Source organism: Rhodococcus sp. AC861, assembly GCF_979256035.1.
In genome coordinates this window covers 289087-309019 of the sequence record NZ_CEEDMW010000001.1, presented here as the reverse complement: position 1 = coordinate 309019, position 19933 = coordinate 289087, and the positions used below count along the sequence as shown (strand labels likewise).

General features: G+C 66.8%; 20 protein-coding genes. 12 read left to right on the top strand and 8 right to left on the bottom strand.

Annotated features, from left to right (window positions below):
- Positions 1-48 precede the first annotated feature (48 nt).
- The gene (locus AC0IX4_RS01445) at positions 49-474 is read left to right on the top strand and encodes an SRPBCC family protein (RefSeq protein ID WP_042574252.1); all 426 of its coding nucleotides are present in this window, start codon (positions 49-51) and stop codon (positions 472-474) included.
- 10 nt (positions 475-484) lie between these two features.
- Here AC0IX4_RS01445 and AC0IX4_RS01440 read toward each other — a convergent pair whose 3' ends face one another.
- Genes AC0IX4_RS01440 through AC0IX4_RS01415 form a run of 6 tightly spaced genes read right to left on the bottom strand, consistent with a single transcriptional unit; the run spans position 485 to position 6640 of the window.
- Positions 485-1621 carry an NAD(P)/FAD-dependent oxidoreductase gene (locus tag AC0IX4_RS01440; protein WP_471827776.1) on the bottom strand — a complete coding sequence of 379 codons (1137 nt, stop codon included), beginning with the start codon at positions 1619-1621 and terminating at the stop codon, positions 485-487.
- Entirely contained in the window at positions 1618-1815 is a 198-nt protein-coding gene (locus AC0IX4_RS01435) for a ferredoxin (protein ID WP_042574254.1), read from the bottom strand. Before AC0IX4_RS01435 ends, AC0IX4_RS01440 begins: the two co-directional genes overlap by 4 nt.
- Positions 1812-3014: a cytochrome P450 gene (locus AC0IX4_RS01430; RefSeq protein ID WP_471827775.1), complete on the bottom strand. Its 1203-nt coding sequence runs from the start codon at positions 3012-3014 to the stop codon at positions 1812-1814. Before AC0IX4_RS01430 ends, AC0IX4_RS01435 begins: the two co-directional genes overlap by 4 nt.
- A 7-nt stretch (positions 3015-3021) precedes the next feature.
- Complete coding sequence (gene mhpA, locus AC0IX4_RS01425; protein ID WP_471827774.1) at positions 3022-4545, bottom strand: bifunctional 3-(3-hydroxy-phenyl)propionate/3-hydroxycinnamic acid hydroxylase MhpA; 1524 nt, start codon at positions 4543-4545, stop codon at positions 3022-3024.
- Entirely contained in the window at positions 4542-5477 is a 936-nt protein-coding gene (locus AC0IX4_RS01420; protein ID WP_471827773.1) for a fumarylacetoacetate hydrolase family protein, read from the bottom strand. Before AC0IX4_RS01420 ends, mhpA begins: the two co-directional genes overlap by 4 nt.
- A complete protein-coding gene (locus AC0IX4_RS01415; RefSeq protein ID WP_471827772.1) occupies positions 5474-6640 on the bottom strand; it encodes a VOC family protein in 1167 nt (388 codons plus the stop codon). Before AC0IX4_RS01415 ends, AC0IX4_RS01420 begins: the two co-directional genes overlap by 4 nt.
- A 107-nt stretch (positions 6641-6747) precedes the next feature.
- On the opposite strand from AC0IX4_RS01415, the gene AC0IX4_RS01410 reads away from it, so the two are divergent.
- Positions 6748-7422: a TetR/AcrR family transcriptional regulator gene (locus AC0IX4_RS01410; RefSeq protein WP_471827771.1), complete on the top strand. Its 675-nt coding sequence runs from the start codon at positions 6748-6750 to the stop codon at positions 7420-7422.
- Between the two features lie 31 nt (positions 7423-7453).
- Complete coding sequence (locus tag AC0IX4_RS01405) at positions 7454-8107, top strand: response regulator (RefSeq protein ID WP_471827770.1); 654 nt, start codon at positions 7454-7456, stop codon at positions 8105-8107.
- Between the two features lie 9 nt (positions 8108-8116).
- On the opposite strand, the gene AC0IX4_RS01400 is transcribed toward AC0IX4_RS01405, so the two are convergent.
- Positions 8117-8491, bottom strand: coding sequence for a response regulator (locus tag AC0IX4_RS01400; protein WP_471827769.1), 375 nt, complete (start codon positions 8489-8491; stop codon positions 8117-8119).
- 75 nt (positions 8492-8566) lie between these two features.
- On the opposite strand from AC0IX4_RS01400, the gene AC0IX4_RS01395 reads away from it, so the two are divergent.
- From AC0IX4_RS01395 to AC0IX4_RS01360, 8 genes are all read left to right on the top strand, one after another.
- Positions 8567-10405, top strand: coding sequence for a GAF domain-containing sensor histidine kinase (locus AC0IX4_RS01395; RefSeq protein ID WP_471827768.1), 1839 nt, complete (start codon positions 8567-8569; stop codon positions 10403-10405).
- Between the two features lie 113 nt (positions 10406-10518).
- A complete protein-coding gene (locus tag AC0IX4_RS01390; protein WP_471827767.1) occupies positions 10519-11340 on the top strand; it encodes an alpha/beta fold hydrolase in 822 nt (273 codons plus the stop codon).
- A 32-nt stretch (positions 11341-11372) separates the two neighbouring features.
- A complete protein-coding gene (locus AC0IX4_RS01385; RefSeq protein WP_471827766.1) occupies positions 11373-12980 on the top strand; it encodes an MFS transporter in 1608 nt (535 codons plus the stop codon).
- A gap of 100 nt (positions 12981-13080) precedes the next feature.
- Positions 13081-14151: an amidohydrolase family protein gene (locus AC0IX4_RS01380; protein ID WP_471827765.1), complete on the top strand. Its 1071-nt coding sequence runs from the start codon at positions 13081-13083 to the stop codon at positions 14149-14151.
- A gap of 77 nt (positions 14152-14228) precedes the next feature.
- Entirely contained in the window at positions 14229-15458 is a 1230-nt protein-coding gene (locus AC0IX4_RS01375) for an MFS transporter (protein ID WP_471827764.1), read from the top strand.
- A complete protein-coding gene (locus AC0IX4_RS01370; RefSeq protein WP_042575788.1) occupies positions 15427-15825 on the top strand; it encodes an ArsR/SmtB family transcription factor in 399 nt (132 codons plus the stop codon). The genes AC0IX4_RS01375 and AC0IX4_RS01370 overlap by 32 nt, the downstream gene beginning before the upstream one ends.
- A 59-nt stretch (positions 15826-15884) precedes the next feature.
- A complete protein-coding gene (locus AC0IX4_RS01365) occupies positions 15885-17105 on the top strand; it encodes an FAD-dependent monooxygenase (RefSeq protein WP_042575787.1) in 1221 nt (406 codons plus the stop codon).
- A 44-nt stretch (positions 17106-17149) separates the two neighbouring features.
- Positions 17150-17605, top strand: coding sequence for a MarR family transcriptional regulator (locus AC0IX4_RS01360; RefSeq protein ID WP_471827763.1), 456 nt, complete (start codon positions 17150-17152; stop codon positions 17603-17605).
- Positions 17606-17631: 26 nt separating this feature from the next.
- Here the strand turns inward: AC0IX4_RS01360 and AC0IX4_RS01355 are convergent, their stop codons facing one another.
- Entirely contained in the window at positions 17632-18273 is a 642-nt protein-coding gene (locus AC0IX4_RS01355; protein ID WP_471827762.1) for a TetR/AcrR family transcriptional regulator, read from the bottom strand.
- A gap of 119 nt (positions 18274-18392) precedes the next feature.
- Between AC0IX4_RS01355 and AC0IX4_RS01350 the strand changes: the two genes are divergently transcribed.
- Positions 18393-19913, top strand: coding sequence for an MDR family MFS transporter (locus AC0IX4_RS01350; protein ID WP_471827761.1), 1521 nt, complete (start codon positions 18393-18395; stop codon positions 19911-19913).
- The last annotated feature ends 20 nt before the right edge of the window (positions 19914-19933 follow it).

Genomic DNA, 19933 nt, shown 5'->3' with positions numbered 1-19933 from the left:
CGACGGTGCTGACATGATCGTGTCTCCCGTCGAAGAGGAGTCGTCCCCATGGCTGCACCCACGCGCGTTCACGTCACCCACACCTTCACCTCGTCCCCGGACGTCGTGTTCGCGGCGTTGTCCGAGCACGAGAACCTCGGGCCGATGTTCGGTGCGAACATCACCCGTGTGCGTGACGGGGACACCTCCCGCAACGGCGTCGGATCCACGCGGTCCCTGAAACTCGGTCCCCTGCCCGCGTTCCACGAGACCACCACAGTGGCGGAGCCGAACACTCTGATCGAGTACAAGATCACCAAGGGCTCACCGCTGCGGGGACACTGGGGCACCCAGCGACTCACTCCCACCGCCGACGGCGGCACGTCGCTCGACTACACGATCGGTTTCGACGCCGTCGTTCCCGGCCTTGCGATCGTGGTGGCCAAGGTGCTCCAGTCCACCGTCTCGGCGAAGATCGGGACCCTCGTCCCCTAGTCGCTCGGCGTCACTCCGCGGCGGCCAGACGCCGCAGAGCCCCCACTGCTTTCTTCATGCCGTACGCCACGACGGTCCTGCGACCGTCGTCGTGTGTCCAGGACAGAAGTGCGGCGCCGTCCTCGACCGATCCGTCGAGCACCGTGGGAGCCCCCGACAACGGCAGCGGACCGACGACCTTGATCGAGACCCCCAACACCTCGGTCCAGAAGTAGTCGTCGTACGGCTCGCAGCGCGGAGTGACCTGGAGCGCCGACGCGGCGGCCACCTTGCCCTGCGCGATGGCCGCGGACCAGAACGGCGTTCGCGGTCGACGGTCGTCGTCGGTACGAACATAGGTCACGTCGCCGGCGGCGTAGACCCCGGTGACGGACGTCGCACACAGGTCGTCGACGGCGACACCGCGACTGTCGCCGATCCCGCTGGTCTCGAGCCACCCGGTGGCCGGCACTTCTCCTGCGCACGTCACGACGAGGTCCGCGGTGAGCTCACTGCCGTCGATCCGGACCCCACCCACCGGATCGCCGATCAGCTCCACAGGTTCCTTCGCACGGCGGATGTCGACCGATGTCGAGGCCGCCCGTCGCGTGATCGCCTCGGACAGGAACGGTCCGAGAATACGCATCAGAGGCGCGTCCACATCGACGACGGTGACCGGGATACCCCGTGCTGTACAAGCACTCGCGATCTCCATGCCCAGGAAGCCCGCACCGACGACGATCGCGGACGTCGCGGTCTCGAGCCGCGCCCTCAATGCGCGCGCGTCGGCCAGGGTGCGCACCACCGTTTCTCCGCGCTGACCGGGCGTCGCGAGGCGCCGCGCATCAGCTCCGGTGGCGACGACGAGTGCGTCGTAGGGCACCGGGTCCCCCTCGGCGAGCACGACCAGCTCGCGATCCGGGTCCACCCCGGTAGCGCGGGCGTTCACGACGGTCACGTCCAGGTCGGAGAGATCCCACGCGTCCGATGTCTCGAGCCCCTCCGCGAGAACACGTTTGGACAGAGGTGGTCGCGCGTAGCACCCGTCCGGGTCGCCGCCGATCATGGTGATCGGACCGTCGTGGTTCAACGCGCGGAGCTCCCGCGCGGCCGTACAGCCCGCGATGGAGTCTCCGACGATGACGATCCGCCGGGCGGTCCCGCTCATGTGCGCTCGCGCAGCGCAGCGACCGGACAGACCCCCACGGCAGCGCGTGCGCCGGCCTCGAGTTCACCGGGAAGATCGGCGCCGTCGAAGGCGTGGTGCAGTTCGCCGTCGTCGTCGAGGCTGAACACATCGGGCGCCTGCTCGGCGCAGATGCCGTGTCCCTCGCAACGGTCCCAGTCGACGTCGACGATCATGACTTTGTCCTCTCGGTGGTGACCAGTTCCAAGGGAAGCCGGTCGAATCGGTGGATGATGTTGTTCACGGCCCGGCCGGGGACGCCGGCCGGTTCGATACGGACCACACGTTCGGCCAGGGCGCGGAGAATCGTCTGGGTTTCGAGGCGAGCGAGTCCCTGGCCGGCGCACCCGTGCACACCCGAGCCGAAACCGAGTTGACGGGTGGCATCGCGGGTGATGTCGAAGGTATCGGGATCGTGCCATTCGCGGGGATCGCGGTTCGCGGACGCGTACACCACGAGTACGCGCGCATCACGCGGAACGACCGCACCGCCGATCTCGACCTCACGTACGGCACGACGGGAGAACGCACGAAGCGGCGATTCGAAGCGCACGACTTCGTTGACTGCATTGGGGATGAGATCGGGGTTCGCACGGATCGCGTCCCACTGATCCTGGTGTGTCGAGAACAGCTGCAATGCACCGGAGATGGCCCCGATCGTCGTGTCGAGCGAGGGGGCCAGATAGTCGATCATGAGTGCCGGACACTGCGACCGCTCGATCCGGTTCTCGTCCGCGGCGACCAGGACGTCCGATCCCATACTGCCCGGGAGCACCGAACGCTCGCGGACGACGCGCTTCGAGAACGCCATCATCTCCGCTGCCGCCCTCGTTGCACCGACCGCGTGCCGGTTGAGTGGTCCCAGCGAGTCGAATGTTGCTCCTGCCCAGCGCAACAGGTTCTCGCGACCGTCCTCGGGCCATCCCACCAGATCGGGCACGATCGACGACGGAAGTGCGGTAGCGAGGTCCTCGACGCCGTCGACCCACCGCTTCTCGACGGCCGCATCCACGATCTGTTCGGCCTTGTCCTGCACCGCCGCCGTCATCTTCCGGAGTGCTTTCGGGGTGAGGCGGTGAGCGAGCACCGACCGCTTGAGCGCGTGTTCGTCCCCGTCGCTGTTCAGCGTCGTTCCCCGACCGAGCCTGTTGGCGACGGGGTTGAGGGCCACACCGTCACCGGAGATGAACGTGTTGTCGTCGAGCAGCACCGCTTTGCAGTCGGCATATCGCGTAACTGCGTACACCTTCTGACGAGAGAGCCACACGACAGGACCCCGTGCCCGCAACTCCGCATAGTGCGGGTACGGATCGAGAATGGCAGTGGTGGAGTAGATGTCGGGGTCGTAGCGAGGAATGGAGGAGTCGGGAGTCATCGTCGTATCACCGGTCCAGATCGGAGGGGCCGAGAGCGGGGACAAGGGTGTGCAGCGCCGACAGTGATCGCGCGGTGGCCATGACGGTCCGATCGGGGCGGACGATCGCCGCGCTCACACGCCCTCGGTGCAACCATCTGCCGTGCTCCGAGCCCGGGGTCACCAGCAGGACTTCTGCGCCTCGACGCATGATTTCCTGCCTCTGCGCACGTTCGGGGAGAACAGTCGTCACGACCGTGAAGCGGAACGGCGCCACTCGGTCGAACCGCGTTCCGTCGTCGGTCGTCGCATTCGGGCAGAGGGTTCCTTCGAGTCGCCACGGCGCCACCGACCCACCGCGGACGAACAGCGATCGATGCAATCGCGGTGTGGCACTGTCGGTGACCGTCGAGCTGAGACCCGGAACACGGGTCAGCACCGGGAACGCTCGGCGGCGAAGCGCGGCGGTCCGGTCACCGCCGCCGTTCATCGCCCACCCGACGGCGACAGCCTGTCGAATCATGGCCTGCGCGTGCGGGCGTCGCTCCTGTTCGTACGTGTCCAGCGCAGTGTCGGGCAATGTGCCGCCGAGGACACCGGCCACCTTCCACGTGAGGTTGTAGGCGTCGCGGAGGCCGGCACCCATTCCCTGCCCGATGAAGGGCGGCGTCAGATGTGCCGCGTCCCCGAGAAGGAACACGCGTCGATCACGCCATCGATCGGCGATCTGCGCGCGGAACGTGTACTCGGTGACCCTGATCAGGTCGAGACTCGACCGCGGAGTGCCGCCGAGCCACGGATCGAGCAACGGTGCCACGGTCTGCAGATCCGAGTAGTCGTCGGCACTTTCGTGCTCGAGCATCTCGAACTCCCACCGGTAGCGGTGCTCTCCGATGCGCATGAACGTCCCGGCGCGGTGCGGGTCGCACAGCTGGTGCACCCCGTCCCACAACCCCGGGTCCACCGGCGTCGCGGCGTCGACGACCAGCCATCGTTGCGCCGCTGCGAGCGTGCGCATCGCGGACCCGAGAGCGGCTCGCACCGCACTGTTCGCACCGTCACACCCCAGAACGACGTCCGCGGTGACGGCACTGGTCTCACCGGTCGCGACGTCCCGCACGAGCACACGCACGTGGTCCTTCACCGTGGCGACGTCGAGGACCTCGACTCCCCCGCGGAACTCCACGTGAGGGTCGGCGGCCATCGTCGTGCGCAGAATTCGTTCCAGCTCGGGCTGGTCGAACATGTTGGCCGGGGGAAAGCCGTGCGGCCGTGACTCGGGATCGCGCTCGAACTCGGCGATGGTGTGCATGTCCGGGTCCACCAACCGGAGCCCACGTCCGGGCCGCGAGATCGCCGCGAAATCGTCCGCCACTCCCAGGTCACCGAGGATTCGGTAGACCTCGTCGTCGAGGTGGACGGCACGCGGCTGCGGGAATATGTCGTCCCACCGGTCGAGGACGAGCGTGTCGACACCGTGTCGCCCCAGCAACGTGGCCGCCACCATCCCGGTGGGGCCCGCGCCGACGACGACCACCTGGTGGTGTGTCATGCGTACCGCACTGTCGTGCGCTGCATCCCCAGGTCGAGCATCGCGTCGTCGGTGGCGATGGTCAGCTCGACCACGTCACCGTCCTTCAGGTATGCCGGGTTGCTCGCCTGCCGCTTGAAGAAGGTCTTCCACTTCACGGCCGGCGGCAACAGTGCGCCGATGATCTCGATCGGCTTGGGCGGCGCCTTCAGAGCAGTGCCGCCCGGGGTGCCGGTCAGGATCAGGTCGCCCGGATCGACGCGTTGGAATCCCGTCAGGGTCTTCAGAGCTTCCGTGGGTCGGTAGATCATGTCTGCGACGGTACTGTTCTGCCGGATCTCGCCGTTGACTCGCAGCATCAACCGGAGTTGCTCGAAGCGGGCCAGGTCGCCGTCCTCGAGAACGAGGAGGACCGGGCCGACGGGGGTGAAGGTCGGATACGACTTCGCCTCGTAGAACTGGGTCTTGGGCAGCTGGACGTCGCGGGCCGATACGTCGTTGGTGATCACCAACGCGGCGATGTGGTCGGCGACCGTGTCTTCGTCGATCGTCGATCCCACCGGGAGGGTCTTCCCGACCACCAGCCCTATCTCGACCTCGTAGTCGAGCAACGTCACGTGTGCCGGCTTGACGATGTCCGCGCTCGGACCGCTGATCGACCCGGACGACTTGCGGAAGAATGTCAGGGGCACCGTCTCCGGATTCATGCCGGAATCCTTCACGTGCGACACGTAATTCGTCATCTGTGCCACCACTCGGCACGGCGCCGTGACGGGTGAGACGAGCTCGAGGGATGCCACCGGGACGGTCTCGCCGCCGACCGCGGCCGCATCGACGGCCGAACGATCGGCGAGCAGGTCGGCGGTGGTGGTGGCGGCGGTGTCCACCCGAACGGCACCCTCGCGGGTCTGCACCCACCATCCGTCGACGGTACGGAGAACGGCGATGCTCATGACGACGCTACTTTCATCAGGCCGAGCAGGCGCTCGGAGTCGAATTCGTTGTCGCTGCGCAGTCCCAGAAGAATGGAGCGCAGCTCGGACAGGGAACGTCTGTTGGGCGCGATGCCCAGGAAATCCTTGCTGGCGGGTGGTCCCCACTGCGCGAGTCCGGACGCCGTCATCGGCGCCCAGCCCGGCTCGAGCGAGGCGTCGAAACGGTCACCGTCACTGAAGTGTTCGACCAGGAAACCGTCGGGATCGCGCCAGTAGTCGAAGATCTGGCTGCCCTGGATGTGTCGGCCGATCCCCCAGGAGTGCTGATATCCACGTTCGGTCAGGTAGCGACTGCCGGCGCCGATGGCATCGAGGTCGCACACCTGGTACGCCGAGTGCACGTACCGGTCGGAGGGCCCCAGGGTCATCGCCAGCGTGTGGTGGTCGGTGGGCTCGGATCCGCGGTCGCAGCGGATGAAGCTCATGACCGGGCCGCGGTGGCGTTGGCCGTCGTAGTAGAGGAAGTCGCTGACGATCAGACCGAGATGCTGCAGGTACCAGTTCAGATTTTCCAAGAAGCGACTGCGTTGGAGCACGACGTGGCCGAGCCGCTCCACGAGTGCCGGCTCGTGCGGGGGTCGCTGTGTCGCGTTGGTGCGCGTGACCCCGGCCGGATCCATCGCTCCGAAGTTGTAGTCGTGCGTACGTTGCCCCGGCAGCTGCCGGCCGTCGTCGAGGTCTGCGACGACACGTACCGGTTGCCCGCTCGGGTCCGTCAGGGTGACCCCGACGCCGCCGATCGACTCGGGAAGACGTTCCACCCGGTGTCCGGTGGCCTCGGCCAGACGCAGCACATCAGCGCTCTCGGCCGCGCGGAACGCAGCGCCGACGTAGGCGGTGCGACGGCCCTTCCTGATGATCACGCACGGCGATCCGGCGGCCCGTCCGCGCAGGTGGAGCTCGTCGTCGGTCCGGAAGGTCACGGTGAAGCCGAAGGCCTCGGCGAACGTCCGGGCCTTGTCCAGATCCGGTTTGCGGAACTCGAGCCAGGCGACGTCCTGGACTTTGATCACCGGGTTCGTCGCGCGGCCCGGGTGCTCACCGGGCAACGCCCCCTGGTCGACATGCATCCCTCGATGCCCGTCGACGTCACGAGTTCGATGCGCGTGATCGATCGTCATGGCCACCCCTCACAGTTATGACGATATCGTCACCTATGAGGAGTTCCGCAGTCAAGGGGCGCCGCTTAGACTCGTCACATCGCTGGGCATCGAAAGCAGGGCACTCCATGACGCAGGTCAACCGACTCGAACGTCGTAAGGCGCGTACTCGCGCCGCGCTCGTCGCCGCTGCACAGGGGTTTCTCGCCGAGGGCCGCAGTACGGCACCGGTTCTCGAGATCACCCAGGCCGCGGACGTGGGAATGGGCTCGTTCTACAACCACTTCGAAAGCAAGGACGATCTCTTCCGAGCAGCCGTGGACGATGCACTCGAGTCGGTCGGCGCCTATCTGGACACCTTGACCGTGGACCTGGTGGACCCGGTCGAGATGTTCACGCAGTCGTTCCGATTGGTCGGACGGCTGTTCCGCCTCGAACCGGAACTCAGTCGGGTCCTGCTCAATTCGGAACCGACGCTCGCCGGATCCACGCACAGCGGTCTAGGACCCAGGTCACTGCGGGACATCACGGCCGCGGCAGACATCGGCCGGTTCCGGACAGCCGATCCGGAACTGGCCCTCGCCATGGTGACGGGGTGCCTCCTGGCGCTCGGACGCCTGTTGATGGACCAGCCCGAACGTGACGGGGACACCGCCGTCGACGCCATGACGGCGCACGTCCTGTGTGCGCTGGGGGTGTCGGCGACCGAGGCGACCGAGCTGTGCAACCGACCTCTGCCCCAGTTCGCCGACACGGCCCTGCAGACGGTCGTGGAGCAGGCCGTGGACCGGCAGGCCACGTAAGTTCGGCCGTTCACGGACGAAGGGATCATCGATGGGGCTTCGTGTGGTCGTCGCGGACGACGACGTCCTTCTCCGTGAGGGGCTGACCAGTCTGCTGACACGGGCCGGGCTCGATGTGGTCGGGCAGGCAGGCGACGCCGGCGAGTTGGAAGCCCTGGTGGCCAGTGAGTCTCCCCAGCTCGCGATCATCGACATCCGGATGCCGCCCTCGCATACCTCCGAGGGCCTGGACGCTGCGCTGAGGATCCGCGCGGAATTCCCGGATGTCGCGATGCTGCTCCTGTCGGCGCATGTCGATGTCGACCAGGCGCTGGAGTTGCTCGACAGCGGGAAGGGCATCGGCTATCTGCTCAAGTCCCGCGTGACCGACATCGACGACTTCGTCGCGACAGTCGACCGGATCGCCGGTGGTGCCTCGGTGATCGATCCCGGGCTGGTGTTCGAGCTGGTGGCTGCCAGACGGCGCGACGATCCGCTGGGCGCACTCAGTGCCCGCGAGCGCGACGTACTCACGTTGATGGCCGAGGGACTGTCCAACGCCGGCATCGCGCGCCGGTTGTGGATCACCGAGGGAACCGTGGAGAAGCACGTGCGCAGCATCCTGACCAAGCTCGACCTCGCCGAGACGTCGGACGACCATCGCCGCGTGCGAGCCGTCATCATGTACCTGGACGCGCAGACCTGACCGCTCCGATCAGGTACGCGTCAACAACGCCACGACGGCGTCCGCGGACAGTCCGAACTTCGGGAGGAATCCGATGGCGGAACTCGATTCCACCAGGTCGGCGAAGTCTTCTTCGTCGTGCGTCGACACCAGGATGATGTCCGGCCGAGGACGGACGCCCGCGGCGTGGAGAGCCTCCACGACGTCGAAACCACTCTCGGCGCCGAGGTCGATATCGACCAGGATCACATCCGGGCGGTGCTCGTCGGCGAACTGCAGGGCCTGCGCACATGTCGACGCCGTGCTGACGACGGTCATGCCCGCGGATTCGAGCACCCGTCGCGCCGCCGCGCAGAAGGCAGCGCTGTCGTCCACGATCAGTGCGCGACGGTCGGAGCGGGTCATGCTGTCGACAGTGTCAGAGACGTGGCCGAGCGTCATTACCGCTAGCCGCAATCTTCGCCTGCCGGGAGCCTGTCGGTGATCGCGGCGAGCCCGGATGCCGAGCGCGGCACCGGACGCGAACGGGCGCTCGCCTTCCTGCTGAGACCGAGCACGCCACCGCTCGCGTGGGGGATCGCCGCCGGTGCCGGTCTGATCGTCGTCGAGATCCTCCTCGTGCACCTGCTGAAGATGCTGGCACCGGAGAACGCGTTCGGAGCAGTGTTCGTCTTCGGTGTCCTGTGCATCTCCGCCGGGTGGGGCTTCCGGACGGCCATCGCTATGTCGGTCGCCAGTACGGCCGCCTACGCGTACGTCCATGTCGTCGAGAGCAGCGAGAGCCTGGTTCCGTCCGTCCTCGTCTTCCTGGTGCTGGCGCTGCTGACCAATCTGCTCGTCGGACAATCCCGGGTTCGGGCCGTCGAATCGGACCAACGGCGCCGCGAGGCGGATCTACTGGCCGACTTCGCGCGGATCCTCCTGCGTCGCACGGTGACACCCGAGATGTTCGGCGAGGCCGGCCGGAGACTGACCGACGTTCTCGAACTGCCCGCTCCGTACGCCGTTCTGGGCGCGCACGATGTGCCCCTCGGGACCGGTCACCAGCGAATCACGTTGCGCGACGGTACGACACCCACCGGATCTCTGCTCGTCCCTGCGCACCTCTCCCCTGCCGACTCCCGTCGGGTGCGCCGCGTCGTCCCGTCGCTGGAAGCGCTGTTGGCTGCTTCTCGTGAGCGGGAACGACTCCACCGCACGACCGTCGACCTCGCCCGTCAGCAGGCATCGTTGCGCCGCATCGCCACGCTCGTCGCTCTGCGGTCGGATCTCGACGAGGTGTATCGCCGCGTCGCGGAGGAGCTGGCCGACGGGCTCGACGTCGAGCATGTCTCGCTCGTGCGATACGAGAACCACGAGCACTACACGGTGATCTCCGCCCGTGACGACGACGGCGCTCACCTGCATCCGGGCGAGGTACTGCCTCTCGGCGGACACAACGTGTGCACCCTCGTCCACGACAGTGGACGACCCACGACCATCGACTACCGCGAGGCGACCGGACCGGTCGCTCAGCGACTGGCCGAGCGGGGGTTCGCGACGGGTATCGGCGTTCCGATCACGGTCGACGACACCGTGTGGGGAGCCGTCGTCGTCGGTGTCTCCAGCACAGAGGATCCGAAACACGATGTCTACGAACGGTTGTCGGATTTCGCCGACCTCGTCGCTACCGCCGTCTACAACAACGAGACCCGCGCCCGGCTGACGGAGTCACGCGCACGTGTCGTAGCGGCCGCGGATCAAGCCCGTCGTGTCATCGAACGGGACCTGCACGACGGAGCACAGCAACGAATCGTCTCCCTGGGGATGGATCTGCGAGCAGCCCAGGCGTCGGTGCCCGACGAGTTCGGTGACCTGCGCGAGCAGTTGGACCGCAGTGTCAGGACCTTGTCGCTTGTCCACTCGGACCTGCAGGAACTCTCCCGCGGCATCCACCCGGCGATCCTGTCGCGCGGCGGACTCGCACCCGCTCTCAAGACACTCGCCCGTCGATCGCCCGTCCCGACAGCGCTGACGACGGACATTCCCGGGCGACTCCCCGAATCCGTCGAGGTGGCAGCGTATTACGTGGTCGCCGAGGCATTGACGAACACGGCGAAATACGCGCAGGCCACCGAGGTCGTCATCTCGGCGGTAGCGCGAGACGGCGCGCTGGAACTGACCGTCACCGACGACGGCTCGGGAGGCGCCGATGCGTCAGGAGGATCGGGACTGATCGGACTCCAGGATCGAGTCCACGCCATCGGCGGCACGTTGACGGTGTCGAGCCCACTCGGCGTCGGCACGACCCTCGAGGCCCGTATACCTGCTAACCGGTAGTGAACGCTGCGGACACCACTCCCCCGGGTTGCCTGTCAGCAGCGACGACAACGACTCGCGGGCGGACCAGTGTTGTCCTCACACCGAAACGTCGTTCACACCAGGAGGACACCATGCCGTACATCACCACTACCGACGGAACCGAGATCTACTACACGGAGCAGGGCTCCGGGAAGCCGGTGCTGCTCAGCCACGGCTGGCCGCTGTCGTCCGACGCCTGGCAGACCGAGCTCAAGCTGCTCGCCGACGCCGGCTTCCGCGCCATCGCCCACGACCGCCGCGGGCACGGCCGCTCCTCCAAGACCTACGTCGGCAACGACATGGACACCTACGCACGCGACCTTGCGGAACTGGTCGAGGCGCTGGACCTGCAGGACCTCACGCTGATCGGCCACTCGACCGGCGGCGGCGAAGTAGTCCGATACGCCGCGCAGCACGGCGGAAGCCGCGTCGCACGCATCATCACCGCGGGCGCTGTCCCTCCGATCATGCTGAAGTCCGACACCAATCCCGAGGGCACGCCGATCGAGGCGCTCGACGACATCCGGGCCGGCGTCCTCACCGACCGCTCGCAGTTCTACAAGGATCTGTCCGAGCCCTTCTTCGGCGCGAACCGTGAAGGATCCGCCGTCTCACAGGGTGCCAAGGACGACTTCTGGCGTCAGGGCATGCTCGTCAATCTCGCCGCCGCGTACGACTGCGTGAAGGCGTTCTCGGAAACGGACTTCACCGAGGACCTGAAGGCTCTGACCGTCCCGGTCTTCATCGCTCACGGCGACGACGACCAGATCGTTCCCATCGCGGCCGCGGCGCTGAAGACCGCCGAGCTGGTCGCACACGGCACCCTGAAGGTGTACCCGGGTGCCCCGCACGGAATCTACGGTGACTACCAGAAGGCCTTGGACGCAGACATTCTCGCGCTGCTCGCCGAATAGTCGATACGCCCGTTCCCGGAGAGGATCTCGACATGGCAACCACGACCGTCACCCCCGCGTCCCCGGTGTCCGCGTGGGCACCACTGCGCAGCAAGATCTATCGGACGCTGTTCCTCGCGCAGTTGGTGTCGAACGTCGGCCTGTGGATGCAGACGGTCGGATCGCAATGGTTCCTGGTCGAGCACGGCAGCAGCGCCACCGTCGTGGCGCTGGTCCAGACCGCCAGCCTTCTCCCCACGCTGGTTCTCGCACTGCCGGCCGGCGGCCTCGCCGACCTGCTCGATCGCCGTCGACTCCTCATCGTCGTCACGACCTATACGGCTCTCGTCGCGGCGGCGACGACGTATCTGGCCTACGCCGATATTCTGTCGCCGATCATGTTGCTGGGCACGACGTTCCTTCTCGGCTGCGGGTCTGCGCTCTCGGCGCCGGCGTGGCAGGCTATTCAGCCGGAACTGGTTCCGGCAGAACAGATCCCTGCCGCGTCGGCACTGGGCGGCGTGACCGTGAACGGCGCCCGCGCCATCGGTCCCGCACTCGGTGGTGTGATCGTGGCGGCCGCCGGGCCGGCCGCCGTGTTCGCCCTGAACGCCGCGTCGTTCGTCGTCATCATCGCCGCGCTCGTGTGGTGGCGTCGTCCCGCGGAGGACAAGGGTGTCGACCACGAACGGCTCGGCCGTTCGATGATGACCGGGGTGCACTACATGCAGTCCGCGCCGATCGTTCGACGCATTCTTCTGCGGTCCGCCGTGTTCGCGTTCCCGGCGTCGGCCCTCTGGGCGTTGCTGCCGCTCGCATCGTCACAGCATCTCGGTTTCGGTGCGTCGGGCTACGGAATGATTCTCGGCGTTCTCGGGGTAGGCGCGGTGACCGGCGTGGCACTCTTCCCGAGGCTCCGACGCCGGTTCGGAGCCAATACGATGCTGGCGATATCCGCTGTGTCGTACGCACTCGGGGTCGTCGCGGTGGCAATCCTGCCGATCTGGATCGTGGTGCCCGCACTCCTGGTATCGGGAGCCGCCTGGATCGGCACTCTCACGACACTCAACGCATCGATCCAACTGTCCCTCGCTCAGTGGGTGCGTGCCCGAGGTATGTCGATCTACCTGTTGGTGTTCATGGGTTCCCAGGCACTCGGCTCCTTCGTCTGGGGCGTGATCGCTTCCCATGCGGGTTATGCAGCAGCCCTGGTCATCTCGGCAGTTCTTCTCGTCGCAGCAGGCGCGAGCGTCGCCATCCTTCCGCTGCACGCGGCGACCGGCACCCTGCCGCGGGGAGTATCGACGGCCTGGCCCACGCCGACCGTCATCTTCGAGCCCGACCCCGAGGACGGACCCGTGGTGATCTCCGTGACCTACCGAGTCGCCCTCGACGAGCAGGACGCGTTCGATCACGCCATGTCCGCCGTCGGCATTGCTCGTCGCCGGACCGGCGGCTATTCCTGGGGTCTCTACCGCGACAGCGCGGACGCGGAACTGCGGATCGAGCAGTTCACGGCGTCGTCCTGGGCCGAGTTCGAACGACAGCACCGGGATCGCTGGACCGACTCCGATCACGCACTGATCACCGACGCTCTGTCGCACACCCGCGACGGCCGAACGGAGCGGGAACAACACGTCTTCAGCGTTCGCCGTCGCTGAGAAGTCCTCGCGGACGAGGACTGACGAAACCATCAACACTGGCGCGTTCACCTGTTAGGTTGTCCGCGGGCCGGGGGGCGGCTCCGACGAGGGGGCGACCATGGCAACACGGCGACAGGCTTTGCAGACCTTGATCGGCGGAGGGATGGTCGGCGCGGGCTTGTTCGCCATGCCTGCGCAGTCCGCCTCTGCAGCGCCGGTCGGCGGACAGCGAATCGACCTGCACGCGCACATGATTCCGCCGATGTATCGCGACGCGGTTCTTCGCGCCGGGTTGCTTGTTCCGGGCGGTCTTCCCTTGCCGGCGTGGTCACCGGAGAGCGCACTCGCGTTCATGGACGAGTTCGGCGTGGCGACGCAGGTGCTCTCGATCTCCGACCCTGGTGTCCGGTTCGTGTCCGGTCCCGACGCGATGCGTCTCGCACGCTCGTGCAACGACTACGCGGCCGACCTGGTTCGCACCCACCCCACCCGCTTCGGCTCCCTGGTCACCGTCCCGCTTCCGAACGTCGCCGCCTCGCTGGCCGAAATCACCTACGGCCTCGATGTTCTGGGGATGGACGGGGTCGCACTCCTGTCGTCCTACGACGGGATCTACCTCGGAGATCCGCGCTTCGAACCGATCATGGCGCTGCTGAATGCCAAGTCCGCTCTGGTCTTCGTGCACCCCGGTGAACTCCCCGCCGGATCCGCTCCGCCGCTACCACTTCCGAGCTTCCTTCTCGAGTTTCCCTTCGAGACCACACGTACCGCGGTGGAGATGATCGCTGCGGGAACACTGGACCGCTACCCGGACATCCGGTTCGTTCTCGCCCATGCGGGCGGTTGCCTGCCGTACCTGGCCACCCGCCTCGGGGCGCCCCGTGCCGTCGCACCGGACGCGATTCCGTCGGTCTCCCTCCTGGGTCTCGAGGGTGCCCTCCGCAGGTTCTACTACGACACCGCGCTCTCGGCCTCGGCCTCGTCTCTGCGCTCCGTACTCGAGGTGACCGACGTCGACCACATCGTCTTCGGAACGGATTGGCCGTTCAGCGGACTCACCTACTCGACGTCCGATACCGACGACCCCGCCCCGGGATTGTCCGACGTGTTCGATGCGGATGGACGCGCTCGAGTCGAACGAATCACCCCCTTGACGTTGCTTCCCCGCCTCGCCGCGGAACTGCGGTAGCCGATCACAGTTGCGTACGTGCGCACATGTAGGAATAAGCTCGAACTCGTCGGATACGACGAGTCGGGAGGCCTGCTGTGTTCCGAGTTCTGCGTGATCGCACGTTCGGCCGGTTGTTCGCCGCCCAGCTCGTAGCCCTGGTCGGCACCGGCCTGCTCACCGTCGCCCTGGGCCTCCTGGCCTACGACCTCGCCGGTGCCGATGCCGGCGCGGTCCTCGGAACCGCACTGGCCATCAAGATGATCGCGTATGTCGCGGTGGCGCCGGTGATCTCCGTGGTTGCCGACCGACTGCCCCGCACGGTGCTCCTGGTCGGGGCGGATGCGATTCGAGCGGGGGTGGCGCTGCTGCTTCCGCTGGTCGATCAGACGTGGCAGATCTACCTGCTGGTCTTCGTCCTGCAAGCGGCATCGGCCACGTTCACCCCGGCATTCCAGTCGATGATCCCGCAGGTACTCCCCGACGAGGCCGACTACACGCGGGCGTTGTCGCTGTCACGGCTGGCGTACGACCTGGAATCCTTGCTCAGTCCTGTTCTGGCGGCAACGCTGCTGACGCTGATGACCTACAACTACCTGTTCCTCGGCACTGTCGCCGGGTTCGTGGGATCGGCGCTCCTGGTGACGACGACATCGTTGCCGCGCGGTGCAGTCGCAGATCGGTCGGCGCCGTTGCTCCAGCGCATCACGCTGGGGGCACGGGTGATGGCGGGGCGCCCGGTACTGCGCGCCCTGCTGGCGATGAACATGGTCGTCGCCGCTGCGACAGCGCTGGTGGTGGTCGACACGGTCGTCTACGTGCACGGATCGAGCACCGGGGTCGCGGTGGCACTCGGCTGCTTCGGCGGCGGATCGATGGTCGTGGCCCTGATGTTGCCGCGACTACCGGCGGCGTTCGGAGAACGTCGAATCATGCTGACCGGGGCCGCACTACTGCCCGCCGGACTCGCCGCGACGACGCTGATGGTGGTCACCGATTCCGGGCCGACCGTGCAGTGGCCACTCCTGGCCGTCATCTGGAGCGCGCTGGGCGCCGGGACCTCCATGATCAACACCCCGTCTGCCCGGCTGCTGCGAGACGAATCGAACGAGCGCGACCGGGCCGCGGTGTTCAGTGCGCAGTTCTCGTTGTCCCACGCCTGCTTCCTTCTCACCTACCCCCTCGCCGGGTGGGTCGGCGCCCAACTCGGGCAAGTCGTCGCCGCCGCGGCGTCGACCGCCCTGGCTACACTCGCAGCACTACTGGCCGCACGGGCCTGGCCGGCTCGCTCGGCGCATGTCGCCATGGCGGTGGCAGGAAGGCGGTGACGCTGTGGAGCGGATCAGCGAGGCAACGGCTCCCGCGAGCCTGAACCACTACGTCGAACCGGACCAGCTACGTCTCGACACCGCCACGGCCACCTTCCGCATGCTCGCCGACCCCACCCGCCTGCTCATCCTGTGGATCCTTGCCCGCGGTGAAGCAGACGTGAGCGCGCTGATCGAGGAGACGGGGGCCTCCCGGACCGCCGTCAGTCAGCATCTGGCGAAACTGCGGTTCACCGGTCTCGTCGATACTCGCAAGGAGGGCCGCCGGGTGATCTACCGCATCCACGACGGCCACCTGTCGCGCCTGATCCGCGAGGGCATCAACCACGCCGACCACGTCGTCACCGGCGAACCACCTCACGCCTGACGCGACACCGAGAACTTCTTCACTGTGAAGTTTCTTCACTGTGGAGTTATAGTCGGGGCATGCCTTCTCCCCACCACCCCACCCGTGTACTAGTCACCGGCGCGAGTATCGCCGGACCAGCCCTCGCATGGGGACTCGCCCGCGGCGGATTCGCCGTGACTCTGCTCGAACGTTCCGCGACACCGCGCGAGACCGGACAGAACATCGACATTCGCGGCCTCGGTCGCGACGTCATCGCCCGCATGGGGGTCGACGCCGCGATCCGGGCCGATCTGACCGGCGAAGAGGGAACCCGGTTCGTCGACCAGCGCGGTGAGCCGTATGCGGTCTTCCCTCGTGAGGAAGGCAGCGACGGGCCGACCGCGGAGATCGAAATCCTCCGCGGTCGACTCGCCCAGATCCTCGTCGACGTCGTTCCCGACAGCGTCGAGCAGCGTCACGGCGACTACATCACCGCGGTGCAGCAGGACGACACAGGCGTCGACGTCACCTTCGACAGCGGGAGCAGCGAACGCTTCGACATGGTGCTGGTCGCGGAAGGGCGCAGTTCACGGACGCGGCGCCTGGTGTTCGCCGACGAGACGGAGCTCCGAGATTTCGGGGTGAGCATCACCTACGGCACCCTCGATCGGCGGCCCGACGATGTTGACACCTGGGACTGGTTCACCTCCACGCGAGGGCGCGTCGCCTCGGTTCGTCCCGACAACGTGGGGACCATCCGGGCGAGCATGTCGTTCGAGTCGGAACCGTTCGGCTTCGAGAGCCTTCCCACGGACATCCAGTTGCAGATCCTGCGGGAGCGCTTCCGTGGGGCCGGTTGGCAGACGGAGCGAATTCTCGACGGATTCGCGGAACGACCGGACGAGTTCTACACCCAGCGCATGGAGCAGGTCGTGGTGTCCACGTGGAGCAAAGGCCGGGTGGTACTCGTCGGGGACGCTGCCTGGGGCTCCGGCCCGACAGGGATGGGTACGACGCTGTCCCTGGTCGGCGCGCACATTCTCGCGGGCGAACTCGCCGCGCACCCCGATCGGCCGCAGATAGCGTTCGAGCGCTACGAACAGCTCATGCGCGGATATGCCGACAGCGCACAGGGTCTCCCCCGCGGCGGCGCGGCACTGATGCACCCGTCGTCGCGGGCGGGTCTGCGAGCACTGCGGATCGGCCACCGCATCGCGGCATCCGCGCCCCTGCGTCGACTGTTCCAGTCCACCCTTCTCACCAGCGAGAAGCACGTACCGCTGTTGCCCCACTACCCTCACCTGCGTGCTCGATACTGAGCATCGACCGTATCCACCACGCCGACAGTCGGGAGCGCGTACCGATGGAGACCGCGACAACCAGTGCGCTGCAAGCACTCCGACTCTACGCGGTCAGGTATCAGGAATCGGCGCATCTGCTCGCGCGGTTCATGAATCTGCCGACCACGGACGGCACCGCTCTCGGCGAGGTCATCTGGGCCGAACGCGAGGGGAGCCCGCTGACACCGGCAGCACTGTCACAGCGGGTCGGCCTCACGTCCGGCGCGACGACCGCGTTGATCAATCGGCTCGAGGATCGTGGCTTCGTCACCCGCAGCAGAGAGAGTCGCGATCGTCGGACCGTGACGTTGCGCGCCACCGAGGCTGCGCACGAACGGATCGAACCTTTCCTGCGACGCTCCTCGGCGGCGCTCGAGGCCGCCTTGGCGGACTACGACTCCGAGACACTCACCGTCGTCACCGATTTCCTGGTGCGGTTCGCGGCGGTGCTCCCCGCCGCGTCGGACGGAGAGCAGTGACTGCGTGACGGTCGAACGGCCGCGCGTCAGACGCCCGTGGTCACTCGACGGAGGTCGGCGCGAGCGGCGCGATAGATCTCCGCGAGGTCGGCGTGCTCGCCTGCGTCGACGCGAGTAGCCCACTCGTCGAAGGCAACTCGCAGCGTCAGACCTGCACTCTCCACGAGCAGTCGCGCGTATGCCGGCGACTCCCGCCCGTCGAGCCTGGCCACCAGGGCGTCGGCAAGACGGCACAGTGTGGTCGCGTCGAGAGCGATGGCGAGTGCACGCAGGTGCGCGTCACCCACGATCAGACGCCGAGTGCGGAGCACCCGATCCTTGGTCTCCGCGGAGCTTTCCACCAGGCGTACGGCGGCGCGTTCGTAGATCGCTTCCATGCCGGCCAGGTCGATCTCGTCAGGGGCTGTGGCGCCCAGCCAGTCCTCGATGTCCGCCTGGACTTCGGTGTCGACCGACAGAATCGACTCTTCCTTCGTCTTGAACTGCCGGAAGAAGGTGCTCTGCGAGACGCCGGCGGCCTTCGCGATCTCGTCGACCGTGGTCGCGGCGACACCCTTGCGCTCGAACAGATCGAGGGCAGCGAACGTGATGTCGAGCCGCGTTTCTCGCCGCCGACGCTCCCTCAGGTCACGCACCGGCCGATCCGACACATCGACGCTGTTCACCATGGCGCCTCCTCTCGTTGCAGAGCACGATACCAGTCAGCGCCAAGTTGACAGTCACTGTCATGAAGAACAAGACTGTCGAACAGATACTCGATTCCAGCGTGAAAAGGACCCGACAGGTCATGCAGACAGATACGGACCGGACACAGACCGGTAAGGCCGACGACACGCAGATGCCAGCGGGCGCCACCCTGCTCATCGGCGTCCTCGTCGTCGCGGCATTCGTCATGATTCTCAACGAGACGATCATGAGCGTCGCCCTGCCGAGGTTGATGGTGGATCTGGACATCACCGCGGCCACCGCACAGTGGCTGACCACGGGCTTCCTGCTGACGATGGCCGTTGTCATCCCCACCACCGGCTACCTCTTCCAGCGGTTCACGTTGCGGCAGGTCTTCCTCGCGTCGATGACGTTGTTCACCGTCGGCACCCTGTTCGCGGCGACCGCACCGGGCTTCGAGCTGCTCCTCGTGGGTCGAGTCGTCCAAGCGGCCGGCACCGCGTTGATGCTCCCGCTCCTGATCAACACCGTGCTGAACCTGGTCCCGGCCCGCGACCGCGGAAAGATGATGGGTGTCATCTCCATCGTCATCGCCGTCGCGCCTGCTGTCGGCCCGACGATTTCCGGAGTCATCCTCGACGCACTCGACTGGCGGTGGATGTTCTGGCTCGTGTTACCGATCGCGCTGGTCGCCTTCGCCGTCGGCGCCGGCCTGGTCAAGAACGTGACCCCGACCAGTCGACCGTCGTTCGACGCCCTGTCGGTCGTCCTGTCCGCCCTCGCGTTCGGTGGACTCGTGTACGGCCTGAGCAGTCTGGGCCATTCCTCCGAGGAATCGGGTGTCCCGGTGTGGGTTCCGATCGCCGTCGGTGTCGTCGCACTCGTCGTCTTCGTGCTGCGTCAGATCGCTCGCCAGGACTCGGAGCGAGCACTGCTGAACATGCGCCCGTTCGCGACGCCCACCTTCAGCATCGGCCTCGGCATGCTGATGATCAGCATGATGGCTCTCTTCGGCGCCCTCATCCTGCTCCCGATGTACCTGCAGAACATCCTTGGCCTCGACACCCTGAAGACCGGACTGATGCTGCTTCCCGGCGGCCTGACGATGGGCCTGCTGGCTCCCTTCGTCGGACGTGCATTCGACCGGGTCGGACCGAGGCCGCTCGTCATTCCGGGCTCGATCATCCTGAGTGCGGCTCTCTGGTCGATGACCCTGCTCGACGCGGAGTCCGCGCTGCCGATGGTCATCGCGATCCACGTCCTGATGTCCGTCGGACTCGCGACGATAATGACCCCGTTGATGACGTCGTCACTCGGATCGCTGCCCAAGCACCTCTACTCCCACGGCAGTGCCATCTTCAACACTCTCCAGCAGCTCGCCGGAGCAGCCGGCACGGCACTCTTCGTGACAGTCATGTCGAGCACGGCCGCATCGCGCATCGCCTCGGGATCGGACGAACTCGCCGCCAGTCAGGACGGGATCCACACCGCGTTCCTGTGCGGTGGTGCCGTGTCACTCGTCGGCGTCGCGGCGGCGTTCTTCATCCGTCGACCTGCGAGTGACGACACCACCCACACCGGAGACTCGGACCGACCGATGCAGCCGGTATCGGTCGGAGTCGACGACGGACCGGCGAGATAGTTTTCGACGGGTCGGTCCCC

Excerpts from the sequence above, each read along its gene's own strand:
- AC0IX4_RS01445 (WP_042574252.1), top strand. The coding sequence starts at position 49 with ATGGCTGCACCCACGCGCGTTCACGTCACCCACACCTTCACCTCGTCC.
- AC0IX4_RS01440 (WP_471827776.1), bottom strand. The coding sequence starts at position 1,621 with ATGAGCGGGACCGCCCGGCGGATCGTCATCGTCGGAGACTCCATCGCG.
- AC0IX4_RS01435 (WP_042574254.1), bottom strand. The coding sequence starts at position 1,815 with ATGATCGTCGACGTCGACTGGGACCGTTGCGAGGGACACGGCATCTGC.
- AC0IX4_RS01430 (WP_471827775.1), bottom strand. The coding sequence starts at position 3,014 with ATGACTCCCGACTCCTCCATTCCTCGCTACGACCCCGACATCTACTCC.
- mhpA (WP_471827774.1), bottom strand. The coding sequence starts at position 4,545 with ATGACACACCACCAGGTGGTCGTCGTCGGCGCGGGCCCCACCGGGATG.
- AC0IX4_RS01420 (WP_471827773.1), bottom strand. The coding sequence starts at position 5,477 with ATGAGCATCGCCGTTCTCCGTACCGTCGACGGATGGTGGGTGCAGACC.
- AC0IX4_RS01415 (WP_471827772.1), bottom strand. The coding sequence starts at position 6,640 with ATGACGATCGATCACGCGCATCGAACTCGTGACGTCGACGGGCATCGA.
- AC0IX4_RS01410 (WP_471827771.1), top strand. The coding sequence starts at position 6,748 with ATGACGCAGGTCAACCGACTCGAACGTCGTAAGGCGCGTACTCGCGCC.
- AC0IX4_RS01405 (WP_471827770.1), top strand. The coding sequence starts at position 7,454 with ATGGGGCTTCGTGTGGTCGTCGCGGACGACGACGTCCTTCTCCGTGAG.
- AC0IX4_RS01400 (WP_471827769.1), bottom strand. The coding sequence starts at position 8,491 with ATGACCCGCTCCGACCGTCGCGCACTGATCGTGGACGACAGCGCTGCC.
- AC0IX4_RS01390 (WP_471827767.1), top strand. The coding sequence starts at position 10,519 with ATGCCGTACATCACCACTACCGACGGAACCGAGATCTACTACACGGAG.
- AC0IX4_RS01385 (WP_471827766.1), top strand. The coding sequence starts at position 11,373 with ATGGCAACCACGACCGTCACCCCCGCGTCCCCGGTGTCCGCGTGGGCA.
- AC0IX4_RS01380 (WP_471827765.1), top strand. The coding sequence starts at position 13,081 with ATGGCAACACGGCGACAGGCTTTGCAGACCTTGATCGGCGGAGGGATG.
- AC0IX4_RS01370 (WP_042575788.1), top strand. The coding sequence starts at position 15,427 with ATGTCGCCATGGCGGTGGCAGGAAGGCGGTGACGCTGTGGAGCGGATC.
- AC0IX4_RS01365 (WP_042575787.1), top strand. The coding sequence starts at position 15,885 with ATGCCTTCTCCCCACCACCCCACCCGTGTACTAGTCACCGGCGCGAGT.
- AC0IX4_RS01360 (WP_471827763.1), top strand. The coding sequence starts at position 17,150 with ATGGAGACCGCGACAACCAGTGCGCTGCAAGCACTCCGACTCTACGCG.
- AC0IX4_RS01355 (WP_471827762.1), bottom strand. The coding sequence starts at position 18,273 with ATGGTGAACAGCGTCGATGTGTCGGATCGGCCGGTGCGTGACCTGAGG.
- AC0IX4_RS01350 (WP_471827761.1), top strand. The coding sequence starts at position 18,393 with ATGCAGACAGATACGGACCGGACACAGACCGGTAAGGCCGACGACACG.